This is a genomic window from Ornithinibacillus californiensis, assembly GCF_001038485.1.
In the GTDB taxonomy this organism is placed as follows: Bacteria; Bacillota; Bacilli; order Bacillales; family Amphibacillaceae; genus Ornithinibacillus; species Ornithinibacillus californiensis.
In genome coordinates this window covers 54,713-71,488 of record NZ_LDUE01000065.1, presented here as the reverse complement: position 1 = coordinate 71,488, position 16,776 = coordinate 54,713, and the positions used below count along the sequence as shown (strand labels likewise).

Annotated in this window: 17 protein-coding genes; 8 read left to right on the top strand and 9 right to left on the bottom strand. The window is 37.2% G+C overall.

Features of this window, described 5'->3' with window-relative positions:
• Positions 1 to 72 precede the first annotated feature (72 nt).
• Positions 73 to 261 (top strand): YppF family protein, encoded by a 189-nt coding sequence (gene yppF / locus TE34_RS17900; RefSeq protein WP_047986188.1) that lies wholly within the window; start codon positions 73 to 75, stop codon positions 259 to 261.
• A 41-nt stretch (positions 262 to 302) separates the two neighbouring features.
• Here yppF and TE34_RS17895 read toward each other — a convergent pair whose 3' ends face one another.
• From TE34_RS17895 to TE34_RS17865, 7 genes are all read right to left on the bottom strand, one after another.
• Entirely contained in the window at positions 303 to 719 is a 417-nt protein-coding gene (locus TE34_RS17895; protein WP_047986187.1) for an NUDIX hydrolase, read from the bottom strand.
• Positions 720 to 760: 41 nt separating this feature from the next.
• Positions 761 to 1,201, bottom strand: a complete 441-nt coding sequence (locus tag TE34_RS17890; protein WP_053075131.1) for an NUDIX domain-containing protein — start codon at positions 1,199 to 1,201, stop codon at positions 761 to 763.
• Between the two features lie 23 nt (positions 1,202 to 1,224).
• Positions 1,225 to 1,719 carry a hypothetical protein gene (locus TE34_RS17885; protein WP_047986186.1) on the bottom strand — a complete coding sequence of 165 codons (495 nt, stop codon included), beginning with the start codon at positions 1,717 to 1,719 and terminating at the stop codon, positions 1,225 to 1,227.
• A 61-nt stretch (positions 1,720 to 1,780) separates the two neighbouring features.
• Positions 1,781 to 2,209: a DUF1801 domain-containing protein gene (locus TE34_RS17880; RefSeq protein WP_047986185.1), complete on the bottom strand. Its 429-nt coding sequence runs from the start codon at positions 2,207 to 2,209 to the stop codon at positions 1,781 to 1,783.
• Between the two features lie 19 nt (positions 2,210 to 2,228).
• On the bottom strand, positions 2,229 to 3,779 hold the full coding sequence (locus tag TE34_RS17875; RefSeq protein ID WP_064971741.1) for a PstS family phosphate ABC transporter substrate-binding protein: 1,551 nt from the start codon (positions 3,777 to 3,779) through the stop codon (positions 2,229 to 2,231).
• A gap of 129 nt (positions 3,780 to 3,908) precedes the next feature.
• Positions 3,909 to 5,405, bottom strand: a complete 1,497-nt coding sequence (locus TE34_RS17870; RefSeq protein WP_047986184.1) for an alpha-amylase family glycosyl hydrolase — start codon at positions 5,403 to 5,405, stop codon at positions 3,909 to 3,911.
• A gap of 147 nt (positions 5,406 to 5,552) precedes the next feature.
• On the bottom strand, positions 5,553 to 5,918 hold the full coding sequence (locus TE34_RS17865; RefSeq protein WP_047986183.1) for a YisL family protein: 366 nt from the start codon (positions 5,916 to 5,918) through the stop codon (positions 5,553 to 5,555).
• 200 nt (positions 5,919 to 6,118) lie between these two features.
• Between TE34_RS17865 and TE34_RS17860 the strand changes: the two genes are divergently transcribed.
• The 7 genes from TE34_RS17860 (at position 6,119) to TE34_RS17830 (ending at position 9,430) form a co-directional block, all read left to right on the top strand.
• Complete coding sequence (locus TE34_RS17860; RefSeq protein ID WP_047986182.1) at positions 6,119 to 7,315, top strand: ornithine--oxo-acid transaminase; 1,197 nt, start codon at positions 6,119 to 6,121, stop codon at positions 7,313 to 7,315.
• Positions 7,316 to 7,464: 149 nt separating this feature from the next.
• A complete protein-coding gene (locus TE34_RS17855) occupies positions 7,465 to 7,677 on the top strand; it encodes a spore germination protein (protein ID WP_047986181.1) in 213 nt (70 codons plus the stop codon).
• 16 nt (positions 7,678 to 7,693) lie between these two features.
• Positions 7,694 to 7,903, top strand: a complete 210-nt coding sequence (locus TE34_RS17850) for a spore germination protein GerPB (RefSeq protein WP_047986180.1) — start codon at positions 7,694 to 7,696, stop codon at positions 7,901 to 7,903.
• 85 nt (positions 7,904 to 7,988) lie between these two features.
• A complete protein-coding gene (gerPC, locus tag TE34_RS17845) occupies positions 7,989 to 8,582 on the top strand; it encodes a spore germination protein GerPC (RefSeq protein ID WP_047986179.1) in 594 nt (197 codons plus the stop codon).
• Positions 8,579 to 8,752, top strand: a complete 174-nt coding sequence (locus TE34_RS17840) for a hypothetical protein (protein WP_047986178.1) — start codon at positions 8,579 to 8,581, stop codon at positions 8,750 to 8,752. Before gerPC ends, TE34_RS17840 begins: the two co-directional genes overlap by 4 nt.
• A 13-nt stretch (positions 8,753 to 8,765) precedes the next feature.
• Entirely contained in the window at positions 8,766 to 9,140 is a 375-nt protein-coding gene (locus TE34_RS17835) for a spore germination protein GerPE (protein WP_047986177.1), read from the top strand.
• A 71-nt stretch (positions 9,141 to 9,211) separates the two neighbouring features.
• Positions 9,212 to 9,430: a spore germination protein gene (locus TE34_RS17830; RefSeq protein ID WP_047986176.1), complete on the top strand. Its 219-nt coding sequence runs from the start codon at positions 9,212 to 9,214 to the stop codon at positions 9,428 to 9,430.
• Positions 9,431 to 9,482: 52 nt separating this feature from the next.
• Here the strand turns inward: TE34_RS17830 and addA are convergent, their stop codons facing one another.
• Positions 9,483 to 13,223 carry a helicase-exonuclease AddAB subunit AddA gene (addA, locus tag TE34_RS17825; RefSeq protein ID WP_047986175.1) on the bottom strand — a complete coding sequence of 1,247 codons (3,741 nt, stop codon included), beginning with the start codon at positions 13,221 to 13,223 and terminating at the stop codon, positions 9,483 to 9,485.
• Positions 13,216 to 16,719, bottom strand: coding sequence for a helicase-exonuclease AddAB subunit AddB (addB, locus tag TE34_RS17820; RefSeq protein ID WP_047986174.1), 3,504 nt, complete (start codon positions 16,717 to 16,719; stop codon positions 13,216 to 13,218). Before addB ends, addA begins: the two co-directional genes overlap by 8 nt.
• Between the last annotated feature and the right edge of the window lie 57 nt (positions 16,720 to 16,776).

Genomic DNA, 16,776 nt, shown 5'->3' with positions numbered 1-16,776 from the left:
AGCATGATTTTCACCAATAAATCATATAATCTTTATACGTTGTACGAGCAACATTTATAAGGAGGACGAATTATGCTAATAACCGAATTAGTCTCTGAATACGAATCTGATCGTAAAGAATCTCCTAAGACATTAAACGATATATTAGACTACTACCAAAAAAAGTACGTGGCTGGAGAAATAGACATTAGATTTTACCGTGATGTGTACAACTATTTGCACCAACAAGGTGCTACCTCATCTCATGAATATGTTTTTTAACAGTGGCCTGAATAAGGCTTTTTCTTTTTTAAGCTTAATAGTTAGGTACCGCTCTTACCTTTCACCTGACTATTAATTACCCCTTCTATAAGTTCTTTATCCTCAGGATAGACATGAACAATTTCATCTAATTCATTTAGTGACTTCCAAGCAAACTCTTCAATTAATTGATCAGGGTCATCTATCCCATCACTCTCACCTATTTTTTCCACTAGGAAATAATAGCTTGTAACCGCTATACCCTGTATTTCTATTTCTTTAACATGTATTAGTCTTTTAACCTTTACTGTGTATCCAGTCTCTTCCTTCACCTCTCGCACACAACACATTTCTGGAGTCTCTCCACGTTCTATTCCGCCAGAAGGTACCGCCCAAGCCTCAGATTTTATGCCACGTACCATTAATATTTCATTATCATCATTGATACAGATTGCCGCAGAGCCTTGCCACTCCTTCATCAGTTGTTTCCCCCTTTTTCATTGGAACCTAACTTCACTTTTTATATATATTCAAAGACCCTTCTATCCACTTCATCCATACAACCGATGTCTTGATAGCCATCCCAAAGAGTAATTTTTGTTGTTTCATCGTTTTCTAGAAAAGGCATTAGTTTATCAATTTCCCCATAATAAACTGGATTATATTTGAGATTGTTGTCCATGCCCTCTGTTTTCAAAAGTCCCATAAATTTCATGTCAGTTACTACCTGCCCTGTTTCTTCAAAAAGTTCTCGTATAGCACACTCCATCGGGGTTTCATCATTCTCACGACTTCCTGCAGGGATTTCCCACTGTTTACGCCAATTGTTGTAACATAATAAAAACTTTTGCTGACACTTGATTACTGCGAAGGAACCTGCTATTGGATAAAACTGATCCATTTCAGCTTCACGAATGGCAATAAAATCTATAAATCTCCGTCCATTATTGTTAGTAATCAAATCTACTTACCCCCATTCATCTACTACATCGGCAATTTATGGTTATCAAAATATTGAAGCCATTCCAGGAGATTTTGTTCTATTACTGGATCCGTAGGAATGGTAACTGATTGAAGTTGCCCATCCTTTAAATATAGATGCTCTGTCCATATTTTATCCTTATTAGCGATATCATAGGGTATAACACCGAAGTAGGCTTCTTGTATAATTCTGCTATCGTCCAAATTAATAAAGAATACATAATACCCTTCTTTTAGAGCTGTAATTATTAATTCACGACTTATATGTGGGATATAAGATGGCTCGATTAAAACCAGCTTATTATCTGGTAAGTTCAAATTAATTGTAGACAAGTTTTCAAAGTCAATCTCTAGAGATTCTAAAGACGATAAAAATAGATTATTATCACCTATATACTGAACATTCGAGGACAATAGCTGATCCTCCTTATCTTCCTCAGGAGAACAAGCAACTAATAGGAGAAAAACTGTGAACCCAATAAGTAGTCTAATTTTCAATATTTAGTCCTCCCGTAATACTCAAGTAAAAAAAGACTATCATTCAAGATAGTCACTATTATTACGAATTACTCTCTGGATATGTTTCCCTTAAAAACTTAATTGATTGCTTAATTAAAGACTTTAATACTTCCACATCAATATCCGCTACTTTATTTATATAAACACAAGCTTTTCCTGTTGTATGTTTTCCAAATTCATTTAATAGCTTCTCCCGCTCCGTATCCCCTGTTGCAAAATATAAACTAATCTTTGCTTTACGCGGAGAAAAACCTACTAACGGGGCATTTCCTTCATGACCAGTGGCATATTTATAATGATATGAACCAAATCCAATAATACTAGCCCCCCACATTTTTGCTGGATAGCCGGTAGTTTCAGTGAATATATCTAATAATTTATAGGCATCTTCTTTTTTCTTTGGGCTGTCTACAGATTCAATAAACTCTAGTACACTACTATCATTTTCTTTTGTTTTTAACTCGTACATGTAGAACACTCCTATTTAATTATTTCTTTATATCATCAACAGTTAAACCTTCAGGTGACTCTTCCCAATATTCATATATTGGCTTATAACCTTCATCAGCCCAATTCATAATAATCTCAGGAGCGACAATTGTGTTTGCTGGGAGCCTTAAAGCTTCTCCATCAGGTTCAATTAAATACCTTTTAGCTTCGACAATACTATTAATTGTATTCTCAATCGTCGTCATCTCCACATAATAAGACCTACTATTATTCTTACCATCTACTACTAAAAATTGACGCTTAAAGACTGGAGCGTTTACTTCATTAGAATCTAATTCAAATTCTTCCTCTAATAGTACATGATATAGCAAGCCTTCAACTGTTGGATATAGTAATTCTTGACTTTCTTCCGTCATATATGAAGATTGTACAGCTGGAACATATCCTGTCTTCTCGATTATACTTTGCCCCTGTTCAGATTGAATCCACTCGAGATACGGTTCGATATTAGGATTGTCACTCCCTGCGGTAACAACATAAAATTCTGATGTCAATGGGTATTCTCCACTTCTAATGCTATCTTTTGTTGGATAAACGCCATCTATTGCTAATAGACGAATCGATTGGTTATGTACCATTTCCTGAGAAAAGAATCGGAAGGAATAACCAATTGCATTTTTATAGTTTTTATAATCAGCCGTTTCTTCGATGATTCCACCCATTAAACTCACCATATTTTCTGCTGGAGGATCCATTATTGGGGTATTGCCCATTAATAACTCCAGGGTTGTCTGACTACCACTATCAGCAGGTCTCTGAAAAGCACGGATGGAGTCATGTGAACCACCTACTTCACTCCAATTCGTTATTTGTCCCGCATAAATACCCTTTATCTCTTCTATTGATAATCCCTCAACTTGATTCTTAGAATTCACAAAAAACACAAATGCTTCTTTTCCAATGGGAGTTAGTTTTAACTCAATACCTCTGTTAGCCGCACGGTTAATTTGTGCCTCTGATGGTGCCAGTGCAAAGATCATATCTACCTTACCGGAAATTAAATTTGAGTACGCATTTGGTGTACGGTTAGACATGACTTCACTATCATACACATCATAGTCTTTTTCTGGGTATGTAGCTTGTGCAAAAGCCGCATATATTGGATATAAAGCAGTCGCACCATCAAGTATTGGCAAGTCCCCTTCCATTTTAAACGTTGCAGGCCCGTCTAGATTTACAGCTTTCGTACCATCTACAAACGGCTGGTACTCATATAAATCTACCTCCCCATTACTAATAGTTGGAATACTTCTATCATAAGCATTCACAGCTTCATGGAAAATTACAGAGAATATAGCAACGATAATATAGCCAATGATAACGCGATGAAGCACTTTCCCTCGTAAGAAAGTAAAAAATCCATTGAAAACAAAGAACAAGAACCCCAGAGTAACGAAAATTATATAAGGAATATAGAACGCTTGAATTCCAAAGAGTAACATAACAATACAAGCTATATAAGCAAACATAGAAATTACAAAGCTAATTAATAAAAATAATATAATTCTTACTCCAATACTTCGTTTCATAATAGTCCCCTTTATGTTTCAAACACTATACTAGTCATTCTTATCTATTTAATTGTAGCTAATTTTCAAAATAGTTACAACTTAAAAAAGTAGCACTAATCCTATGATTAATACTACTTTTCGGTCATTCTAATTTGCTTCACGTTTTTTCTGTTTTCTACTTAAATAGATAACTGCTAGAACAAATATCAATAAAATCGTTACGACAGGAGCAACAAACATCCAGTTAATTCCCGAATCTTCTTCGATTATATAAACGTCAGTACTCTCCCTAGCTAGACCAATTTTGTATTCTCCCGAATCTAACTGCCGTACAAGATTATCTCCTAGGATACCTCTTAATTGCAAGTCAGAATCTAAGTCAGTTAGCGATACTGTTCTTGAAACACTATCATTATTAATGGCAATATACATCGTCTCATCCTGATACGTACGTTTAAAGACACTTAATCCTTGATCTGACCCTACTAATTCAAAATCACCATATTGAAGAACCGGGAATTCTGTACGTAATGCCAATACTTTTGAATAAACTTCTTCTAATTCGGGTTCACCACTATTAAAGTTTACTAAACGCTGAACTTGCTCAATTCCTGAACCGTACATCGGTAATTCTGAACCTTGGAAAATGATTGGCACTCCAGGTGATGTTAATAAATAGACTAAAGCTAGGTTCCATGTATTGACATCATCTCTTTTATTTTCGGCTGCCACTTGGGTGAAACGGTCCATTGTTTTGTTATCAACATAAATAAGACTGTTCTTTCCACCTAACTCGACCCACTGCTCATAAATGTTCTCGACGGGGTTATCTACTTTAGCAAATACATCGGCAATCGTTTGTGATAATGTAGGATTCTCAACAATGTCCAGTGTTGGCATGTTAATCAGTTCTTCAGGTACGTCTTCTGCCAAGACATCAGCGATAAGGTACAAATCAGGATTCTCTGCTTTCAACTCGCTTGTTAATGTCTCCAAAAATTCAACAGATGCTTGGTCTGCAGCATGTATTTTAAATCCATCTACATTTCCTTCATTCATCCAATGCTTCGCCATATCGATCAGCATCTCTTGAACTTCTAGATTATCATGATTTAATACAGACACATTCTCTAACCAAGGCTCACTGCCTGTTTCTACTTTTGCATTCTGGACAAGCCAATCTTGTTTTTCTGAATCAGTTGTTATTGGATGCTCATTTCCAATATAGTTAATGACAAGCTCTAAAATAACCTTCATGTCCCTCTCATGCGCTTGCTGTACTAAGGTCTGAAATTCTTCCATCGTACCAAATTGTTCTTCGATAGAATAAAAGTCTTCAATCCAATATCCGTGGTAACCATCTACACTATTCTCCATAATCGGAGATAATGAAATAGATGTAAATCCTAGGTCCTTTATAGCATCCAGCTTTAGTGTAATTCCTTCAATATCGCCACCATGGTAAGCAAACGGGTCATCAATACGGACCTGATCACTAAACGCTTGATTCCCATTATTAAATCGATCAACTAAAATATCATAGATAATTTCTTCTTGTATGTTATTATCTTCTGCAAAGCTTACTGCTGGATATGTAGTTGCGAATAGCAGTATTGCTATAAGTAATGTTGATATTTTTTTCATTTAAGTTCCTCCAGCTTATTTTCTCTCTTTCTTATTATTACCTAGATTACACTATAATCAACTAAATCTAGTAAATTGTAGAAAAAACGACATAAATAAAGATGCCCCAGAGTAAGTAAACCTTCCCCCGAGACATCTACTTTTGTCTTACATAAATCCGCCTTCTAAACGGAAAAATCCTAAAACGATTGTTATAATAAATGATACTAACAATACGATCCAGCCAACCTTTGCAGAATCCCCATCTTTAATCTTACCTAGTGTCATTTCTATCCCTGCTATAACCCCAACACCAGCTAGACCTTTAATAATAGCTTCAGCCATCATAGGACTTCCATTGAAGTAATTCATAATCAGGTCGCCACCAGAGTAAAGAATTAATAAATAATCTAAACGAAGAATCATCTGTACAATTTTAGCTGCTTTTTCTTTTCCTTGCTTATGTAATACTACTGCTACAACAAATAGTATAAATGCAAGTACCCATGCCGTTACATGTAAATGAGTATTCATGCTCATCCTCCTATATTAAACAAGTCTATAGCTATTCCATTTTATCATATCATGTAATTAAGTTCATCACATATGAAATCAATTTATCGAGACCACATTTTGCAGTATCTTTTGTTTACTAGTATAAAACACACAATACGCTATCAGTTTAACAATTGTTGAAATTGTGATACATTTGCATATATATAGGAGGGATTATGATGAGTAAATTGAGTGAAACGATTATTCAGCAAACTGAAAACTACGGGGCAAAAAACTATCATCCACTACCAGTGGTTGTTTCAAAAGCAGAAGGTGTATGGATAGAGGATCCAGAAGGAAATCGATATATGGATATGCTTAGTGCATACTCAGCGGTAAACCAAGGACATCGTCATCCAAAAATTATTGATGCTTTAGTAGAACAGGCAGGAAGAGTTACCCTTACTTCACGTGCTTTTCATAATGACCAATTAGGACCATGGTACGAAAAAATTTGTAAATTAACGAACAAAGACATGGCTCTTCCAATGAATACTGGTGCAGAGGCAGTTGAAACCGCTGTAAAAGCTGCACGTCGTTGGGCATATGAAGTAAAAGGTGTAGCAGAAGATAAAGCTGAAATTATTGCCTGTGAAGGAAACTTTCATGGTCGTACAATGCTTGCGGTTTCCTTATCATCGGAAGCTGAATATAAGAGAGGTTTCGGCCCAATGCTTCCTGGAATTAAGCTAATTCCTTATGGTGATATTGAAGCACTAAAAGCAGCTATTAATGAAAACACTGCTGGTTTCTTATTCGAACCTATTCAAGGAGAAGCAGGTATTGTCATTCCTCAAGATGGTTTCCTGAAAGAAGCATATGAAGTATGTAAAGAAAACAATGTTCTTTATATTGCCGACGAAATTCAAGCTGGTCTAGCCCGCACTGGAAAAATGTTCGCTTGTGACTGGGAAAATGTTGAGCCTGACATGCTTATTCTTGGTAAAGCATTAGGTGGCGGAGTTATGCCAATCTCATGTGTGGTTGCCAACAAAGATGTGCTTGGTGTATTTAACCCAGGTTCTCACGGTTCAACTTTCGGTGGAAACCCATTAGCATGTGCTGTATCCGTTGCTGCTCTTGAAGTACTAGAGGAGGAAAAATTAGCAGAACGTTCCCTAGAACTTGGCGAATACATGATGAGTGAGCTTCGCAGTATTGATAACCCAATGATTAAAGAAGTTCGTGGAAAAGGATTATTTATCGGTGTAGAGCTTACTGAATCCGCGCGTCCTTATTGTGAAGCTTTAAAAGAGAAAGGTCTACTATGTAAAGAAACACATGAAAATGTAATACGATTCGCCCCACCACTTGTTATTGACAAAGAGGATCTTGATTGGGCGATTGGACATATTAAAGAAGTACTAAAGGGCTAATAGATTAAGATGTCGCAGGTGCGGCATCTTTTTTTGTTATGCCACGAATGCTTGATTCCCCTCGTAAGTATGGTACTCCTAAACTTATACTAGCTTTCCCCTTCAACAATTTCTCGCCCAAACATAAACTACTTATGAGGGGGATTCATATGCCAGCAAAAGTAGGTGCAGTAAAAGTAAATAGCATTTCATCATCCAGCATATTTAATATTGGAGATGTATACTCCATGAATCCGGAAAGTAGTGCAAAGACTTATGCTGGTGGTGGATCATTTAATACAGGAGATGGAATACGTATCGATTTAGAGAATTCAAACATATATGTTTATGACAAAGATAAAATTGATCAGCCTGTAACCTAAATTTGGAGTGAGTTCAATGAATATAACGGTACATCAGTCTATTCATATTAATCTATTAAAGGTAGGAGCTATTAGTAACTCCTCCGTTTTACAAATCGGGAGTACTGGGGCAATTCAAGCCAATTCCGAGCTTTATAACTCCGGACAGTTCACTGAATTAGCAGAAGAAGCATTACCTCAAGAACAAGTCGAACCTTTAGTACAACTAACACCGCTCTCCCCTTAGCACAAATTTCACCTGCCTGCATACGATATTCATAGGTATCTGCCCATAATTACTACCTAATTTTTTGTGAAGGGGGGATTAAGCTATGAATATGTACGAATGGAATAATTATATATACGAATTACAACAGATTGCTTACAGACAAGGTGAACAAATCAGCGTTCTAGAAGCAAAAGTAGATCAGTTAGAGAGGCAATTACAGGAAAATAAAAGCTCTTCTATCGATAAAATTGAGTATCACTTCGACCAACTGAAAATAGAACGATTGGATGGAACATTACACATTGGGCTATCCCCTAATGAATTAGCAAACATTGACGATTTAAGTATTCCAAAACCCAAAATACACAAACACGCAACACAGAATTTAACAACACAAAAACTAACACCTGCTTTGAATCAATTTGTTAATAACCAAGGACCAGATATGATACGAAGCTTATCAGAAAAATATAATTTACCAATTGATAGAAAATTAGAAGGCGATGTTATCCATGATATTCTTGGCCAAATCCCAGGTCGAATATCATTCTATGAAAAAGAAGCAAGGGAAAAACACCAAATCACCAATCAGCAACAATTGGAAAACTTTGTTTCTGATCATATAAAAAAGGAAATCTATCATTCTTTAGAACGGTTTGTAGAAAAAACTAAGGACCAAAAAGGAGAAGCTGAATGAATATAGAAGTTCATAATTGGGGATTATCTGTTGGAGATGTTGCAATAGAAGCCATTGCCTCCTCCTCTGTTTTTTTAATTGGGGATAACGAAGAGATAAAGTTATCTTCTTTTTATGATACTCCACCGGAATCGTATATTGTAGGTAATATTGTACCCTTAGCTCCTTAAATGAGGTGGAAAAATGGGGCGTTATGTTCAAATATCTCAGAGTGGAATAAACTCGATAGCTTATAGCTCGATTTTCAATATAGGTGATACAGTTAATTTTAACCCTAAGTTTAGAGCGATAGCTATGCAGCGGGAGGGTAATGTTTGGAATGATAATTACGATTTACAGTTTAATTATTATTCCATTTTCGAGAGAGAAGCAAAATGGTTGGATAGTAGCTTACCAATAGAAACCAATTACCACCATCACGACAAAAATATTATCGTTGGCAATGTATCTATTACTGGAGTTAGCCAATCCTCCTCCGTACAATTTGGCGGATTAAAAAACATTAATGCAGAAACTAGATTAAAGCATATTCGCTCGATACAAGAGAGAGAAACTTAATTGACCATACACACAGTTTTATCATGACAGACATATTTTAAAGTAAACTCTAAAATTAGTAGGTGTATGATATGCCATCGATCGTTGGACCAATTAAAATTAATAGTATTGGAGGCGGGGTCGTCAATTTTGGTGACTCGTTTTATCTCTCACCAAAAAGCACATCCAAAACAACTGCTGGTTCTGGGTCGCTAAATACTGGGGACTTTATTAACACAAATACAGGAGCAAATCTAACAAACCCTTTTGATCCAGACGTGAATGACCAAAACCAAACTGCCAACACTTAAATAACGTCTCAAAAAGAGGGGGACAGTCCCTCCCTCTTTTTGAGATGGATAATTATTTTGGAACTTTAACTAGTAGTTGCTTAGAGAAAAAGTATAGATACGTTTCTTCGACTGGTGCCTTCCAAATTGTCTCCAGTGCATGACGATACAGACTGAGCTGAACCTTATATCTATTTACTAACTTTGTGATTACCGTCTCGTCTACTTCCTGATCAATCTGGTCAGTTTTATAGTCTAGAATAATCCAACCATTTTCAGTTGGAATCACGGCATCAAATACCCCTTGTACAAGCACCTGCTCATTCGTTTCACTTGTCCAATTTGCATACACTTCATTAGCAGGAAGAGTTATGGTAAACGGAACCTCACGGTAAAGTTTAGGTGCCGCCATCATTAGCCCAGCAATTTCAGTGTGGAAAAATTCCTCTATAGCCACTAGATCAATCGATTCAGCTTCTTCTCTTCTCAAAATTTCCCGCTCCACTAAACGCTCGACATACTCCTCTATCTCCCCACGATTCATGCTTCTTTGCATCGGCAGATGTTGCATCACCGTATGCATTGCGGTACCCTTCTCGGCAGCAGAAAGTGTTTTTTCCTTCTGCATAAAGATTGGCTTTTTAGATATTGGCGTTTTGAACGGTTGAACAAGTTGAGTAGCACTATATTCATCTTTTATTTCACGTTGGCGCTTAATCTCCGTAACACTTTGCTTCGCCCGTGAATGTGCTGCTTCATCGAATGGATATTGGAAAGAAAGGCGACTATCTACAAAGCTATCTAAATCTGGCTCCTCTAATTCAAGTGGTTCCCAAGCATTAATCTTATCTCTTAACTGTAAATCCTCTTCAATCGATTCTTCTTCTAAATTCGTTAATTCGCTACCATGAATAATGGAAATATCCCACTCGGATGGGTCCACTCTAATTTCTTCCAAGATAGCATCCTTTATCTCTAAAGTTCTTAGTGCGTCTGTTTGGTGATGACGTATCAACGCTGGACCAACCCAGTCTAAATAGGAGTTACAGCCAATTCTAAAATGCGCAGGTAGTATCCATTCTGAGTGCTCGATGACAGACTCCCATCTTTCTCGTTTTTTCTCAAACGAGGCGACATTACCAACCATCACTAGCTTTTCTCTGGCACGGGTAAGTGCTACATACAGGACACGCATTTCCTCAGCTAAAAGTTCTCTTCTCTTTTCTTCCTTTATCGCATGATAGAACAACGTAGGGTATGTTATCCGCTTCTCGGGATCAATAAATTTTGAAGCAAAGCCTAAATCCTTATGAAGTAAATAGCTTTGACGTAAATCCATCATATTAAATTGTTTATCCATTGCACCAACAATAACAACAGGGAACTCAAGACCTTTACTTTTGTGAATCGTCATAATACGAACAACATCTTCTTGCTCACTTAAGGCTCTAGCCGCACCAAGGTCATCCCCTTTTTCTTCCATTCGTTCAATAAATCGAAGGAAACGGAACAATCCACGGAAAGAGGTAGTTTCATAGCCTCTAGCACGGTCATACAATGCTCTTAAATTGGCTTGGCGTTGACGGCCTCCTGGCATTCCTCCAACAAAATCATAATATCCTGTTTCTCGATATATTTGCCAAATTAATTCTGACAAAGCACCTTGTCTAGAACTCAAGCGAAAACGTTCCAGTAATTCCATAAAACGATTGACTTTATTGGTCAGTTCATCATCCATTGTTTTACAATACTTTTCTACCGCTTCAAAATACGTATGACGTGGATCAGCTAACCGTATTTTAGCAAGCTCATCTTCATTTAATCCTACAATAGGTGATTTCAATACAGATGCTAGTGGAATATCTTGCCTTGGATTATCAATTACCTTTAGTAGATTTAACATAATTTGTACTTCTATCGCTTCAAAGTACCCTGTTGATAACTCCGCATAAACTGGAATACCTTGCTTCTTTAACTCGTCGACAATGGTTGGCGCCCAAGTCATGGATCGCATTAATATTACTATATCTCGGTATTGTACATCCCTTAAGGACTCCGTTCCCTTATCTACGACTTGTAGGGGGGGTTTATCTTCATTTCCAATCCATTGTTTGATTTTTAATGCGTAAGCCCTTGCCTCTAATTGTGCTTTTTCCAAATCTTGATAATCCTCTTCACCTTCATTATTTTCATCATTCTGTTTTTCCTTTTCTTCTGGTTGTTGGCGATCAATAATGATTAGTTCTGGATTTGGTTCTGTAAGTGGTAAAGAATCATACATGTTATTGGCGTAAATCAATTCTGCATCTTTGTCATAATTGATTTCTCCAAGATTTTCATCAAGAATCTGCCGGAAAATATAATTTGCCCCAATTAACACAAGTTCACGGCTTCTAAAATTACTCGCCAAATCAATACGTGTTGCTGGATTGTCCTCCGAGGCAAAGCGCTTATATTTCTCAATAAAAAGGGAAGGCTCGGCATGTCTAAAACGGTAAATACTTTGCTTGACATCGCCTACCATAAACATATTACCTGGACCAACTTGGTCACTGATTAGAGTTAGAATGGTTTCTTGTACAAGGTTCGTATCTTGATATTCATCGACTAATAGCTCACTGAATTGCTTCTGCAAATTTTTAGCAACGTGAGATGGTTTTGGTTCTTCTATGGTTGACGCTTCATCCATTAACAACTGTAAGCATAGATGCTCCAAATCAGAAAAATCCACTACTGCTTTTTCTCGCTTCACGATTGCAAACCGGTCAATGAAATCCTTCACAACTTCTGTCAAAGCTTTTACAACAGGAGCTATTTCACGCATATCCTCTACATGGGCTGTAAGGTTTCTAGTAAACCAATCCTTTTTCATTTTATCCCAGGCATCTTTATACGATTTCCGTAATTTAGCAACCGCTTCTTTGATATCGTCATTAAAGTCCTTTTTCCTATTTGATTTAAGGGAAACAAATTTTTTCTCATTCATAAAGGACTGGAGATCATTCCAATTATCTGCTAGTGAAATTGCTTGCTGTACCATTTCCAAATCAGAGCGAATAGACTCTTCATAATGATATGGACCATCAGGCACTCTCGTTAATTTGAGTGCGTGGTTTATTTCCTGTTCAATTCCACTAAATTTGTCATGAACTTCGCGCTTAATAATTTCTAACCAAGTAAGATCATCATCTGTCCAATCTTCTGGTATTTCATAAACTGCAGCCAGATTATCCAACCAGACTTTTGGCCATGGGTTTTGAATGGCAAAATTGTAAAGTGCCAGGACTAGTTTTTCAACATCCACATCACTACGGTCTCCAGAGAAGCGCTCTACTACTTGGAAGAACTTATCCTGTTCTTCCCCTTCTCTTCCATACCAATCTTCAAATAACTCCTCTAACACGTCTTGTTGCATTAAATCCGCTTCCATGTCATTCGCTATTCGGAAGCTCGGATCGATATCGATTAAATAGGCATATTGCTTCACAATATCTAAGCAGAATGAATGAAGGGTAGAGATAGATGCTCGCTGTAACAGGGATAATTGCTTCTTTAAATGGATAGAGGTTGGCTCTTGCTCTAAGGCCTTTTCCAAAGCTAGTCCAACTCGATTTCTCATCTCTTGAGCAGCTGCATTCGTAAACGTTACAACAAGAAGGGAATCAATATCAACAGGGTTTTCCTTCTTTAATAGCTTCTGAATAATTCGTTCAACAAGTACAGCAGTCTTACCCGATCCAGCGGCCGCAGCAACCAACACATCATTGCCCTCCGTATAGATAGCATCCTCCTGTTCCTTCGTCCATCTAACCATTGATATGCCCCTCCTCTCTTCTTATCTTTTCAAGCACTTCTTCCTCTTTCATCTCGGATAATTTTCTAAATTCGTTCGTTTCTAATGACGTATCAAATTGACAAACAGATAGAAACGGACAGTAGGTACAAGCAATATTCTGCTTCCGTTGATATGGATTTAGATGAACAGCTCCACTTGTAATATCAACACCCGCATTGAACATTAAATGTTGCGTATGGTCCCGTAAATTGGAAAAGGTTTCTCTGCCCGCTACTTTTGAATTAGCTGTAAAATCACCGTCTTTTTTTATCGCTGCAGGGATTACATCACTTTTACCATTTTCAAGGGACACATCCATCATCTGAACTACCCGGTCATTATTAATCAATAAGCCCTTCATTTTATAACGCTTAAAAATTTCATTCTCCAAATCTTCATCAGCCATGCTAGATTTACCAGTAATCATTGGATTATGAACATGAAAATACAATACTCCGGCTGGGGTTGCTTTTTTTCCTAACCATTTTTCAGATTGAGTCAACACCACATCTAAATAGGTAAGCATTTGTAGAGTAATACCATAGTAAACGTCTACCATATCTAGAGCTCTAGAGCTTGACTTATAATCAATGATACGTAAATATAAATCTTCTTGGTCTACCGCTTTATCTACGCGATCAATACGACCACGTAATTTGATTTCGTACCCGTTTGGTAATTCAAGCGATATTGGGCTAAGTTTATCTCCCTTTGTTCCAAAACCAAGCTCTAATCCTACAGGTGAGAACTTACTTAGTCTCGCTTGTTCACTTAGGATATACGCTGCTCGTGCTATGGTCTGTTGGAGTTTTCGTTGAATATACTGGTATCGATTAGTACTGTGCAGGATTTGATGCTGTAAAATAGGTGCGAGACTCCCAACAGCTCTTTCTGCATAGGCATCTGCATCCCTTTTCGTTAAGTGAGCGAAATCTTTCCCCTCTTCCTGAATCCATTCCGTAATAATCTTCAATGCTTCATGGAAAAGGTTACCAATATCAGGCGCATCTAATTTATATGTTTTTCGTTCATTCAAGCCTAAACTATATTGAGCAAAATGCTTATAAGAACAGCTATAAAACGTTTCTAGTCTAGAGACACTCGTAGTTAATTGCTTCGGATAAAGTTGTTCTACCGTCTCCTTTTCCATATCTGAAGGGGTATTTTCATAGAACAAGCTTTGTAAGATTGTAAAAGTTGTTTCATATCTATTCTGATTAGTCATATACCAATTTAAAACATGCCACCAAACGGGCTTGATTTGGTACCCTTTTCTACTTCTGGCTAGTTGGGCAGTTAGTGCTGATCTCGTCTTTACTGGCGATGTAATAAAACGATCTGCCTCCAATAATTCATCAGGGTCCTGCAATAAAATATGCTCCTTACATGCTGGGAACATATCCTCTATCCGTTTAATTAGTTGAGATGGCATTTTTGACTTACCTTCTTCATCACTAAGTGGGTAACTAACCCATAAGTAATCAGACGGAGATGTAAAGGCTAAATACATGTAAAACCAATCATCTAAAAGCTGCCTCTTACTTGTATCTGCTAACTTCATTCCATTTACCGCTAATAACTCACGCTCTGTTTCATTAATCATTCCATCAGCAGGTGGTTTTAGCGGCCATACCCCTTCATTAACACCTACTAAAAAGGAACACTTAATTCCACTAATACGGGAACGGTCTATCGTACCAACAATAACGTGGTCAATACTTGGTGGTACATGAGAAAACTTTAATGTTTCTAAACCAGCATCTAGGGTGACTCGAAACGTCTGCAAGGACATTTCCTCATCTCCAGCCATCTCTACCATTTCATCAAATAAATGAATGATTGCATTCCACACTTGCTCTTGTTCTCGACCTTTCGATAATTGACCATTTTCATCAAAGGTGGTTCGCATCTCTTCTAGCCTTTTGGGAGCATGAATTTGTTCTAACAAAGTAAATGTGATCATACAAAGTTCTCGAATGGACGTTGCTGCTCTTATTTGTTCATCAAATGATCCAAGAGCTCGTACTATTTGCCTTCGATAACGATTAATTCGAGTTTGCATTTCTTTTTCAGCATCTGTCTGTGCCACTCGGTCAAATCCACGGAATCGCTGAAAGATCCAGTCCTCTTTGGACAGCCATTGCTTTCGATAGCGAATTCCATATTCTAAACAATAGTTTTCCAGTTCATCAATAGCATCACTTGTTAATGGATATTCTTCATCAGATGCAGGGATAAAACCTGTTTTCAACATACGAAAAACAGCATCATATCGCCAGTTTGCATCGACTACCTCTAAGGCAGAACGGATAAACTCAATCAACGAGTGGTTCAGCATCGTTCGTTTTTCGTCAATAAAGACTGGGATTTGATAATCCTCAAAAATCGTCCCGATAATATCTTGATACATCTCCGTTTGCCTTATTAACACGGCTATATCACGGTAGCGATAATTTTCCTCACGTACTAAACGGAGGATTTCTTGTGCAACTCCCTCGATTTCAGCACGTGGATGTACAGCTTCTGCTATCTGAATAGGAGCGTTCCCCTCATACCTTGGTGCTGGACGAATATCAAAATTCCTCTCTAAATGAGCAAAATAAGGTTTTTCCTGAAAAACACCATCAACTGGTTCAAGGGTGATATTTTGCTCAATCTTGATTTGAGCGGTATCAGCTAGCTCCCTTAGAACATGATAAGTCTCTTTTGTCTGATAAAATAAATCCATATCAGATATATTAGAATCACTTACATCACCTACAGTTAATGTTACAGTGATTCGCTCACATTTTTTCAACAATGTCTCTACTACCACTAATTCCTTCGGTGTAAATCGGTGAAATCCATCAAAGTAAATTTCAGCGCCCTCTAAAGATTTAGCTTCAGTAATCTTCTCAGCAAGAAGAGATAGTTGATCTTCACTGTCGATGTATTGATTAGCTAAAGCTTGTCCTAAACGATCAAAGATATAGTGCAAGTCTTCTAGCTTACTAACCAGTGCCTGCTCTCCAGGCTCTTTGTGAGCATATTGATTGATTTGATATTTTTGCATCAATAGTGTTTCGGGAGTAATTTCATACCGTTTAAATTCTGTTATAATTTTTTCTAATTGATTTAAGAATCCTTGTTTTTCTACAGCTTTTTGAAATACTTGCCACGGACCTTCTTTTTCCTCAATAATCTTCCGAAGCATCATTTGTATCCCAATACTACTTATAAATTGCCTAGTTGCTCCACCAGTTTCTTGCAAGATTAACCATGCCAAACGAGAAAAACTGGTTACCTGTGTTCGAACACTACCTTGAAACCCCTCATCCCTAAACAATGCATACTCTTGTTCGAAGGTCATTTGGTCGGGAACAATATAAAATATTGGTGGGCCTTGTGGATTCGTTGTTGATTTTTCTTTAATTTCTTCAAATGCAATTTTACTTTTCTCAGTACCTGCTCTACCTAAAATAAAACGGAGTCCCATCATTAAACCTCCCCAAATCTTCTATAATGAAAAAAACTTCTGAACTATTGCTAATAC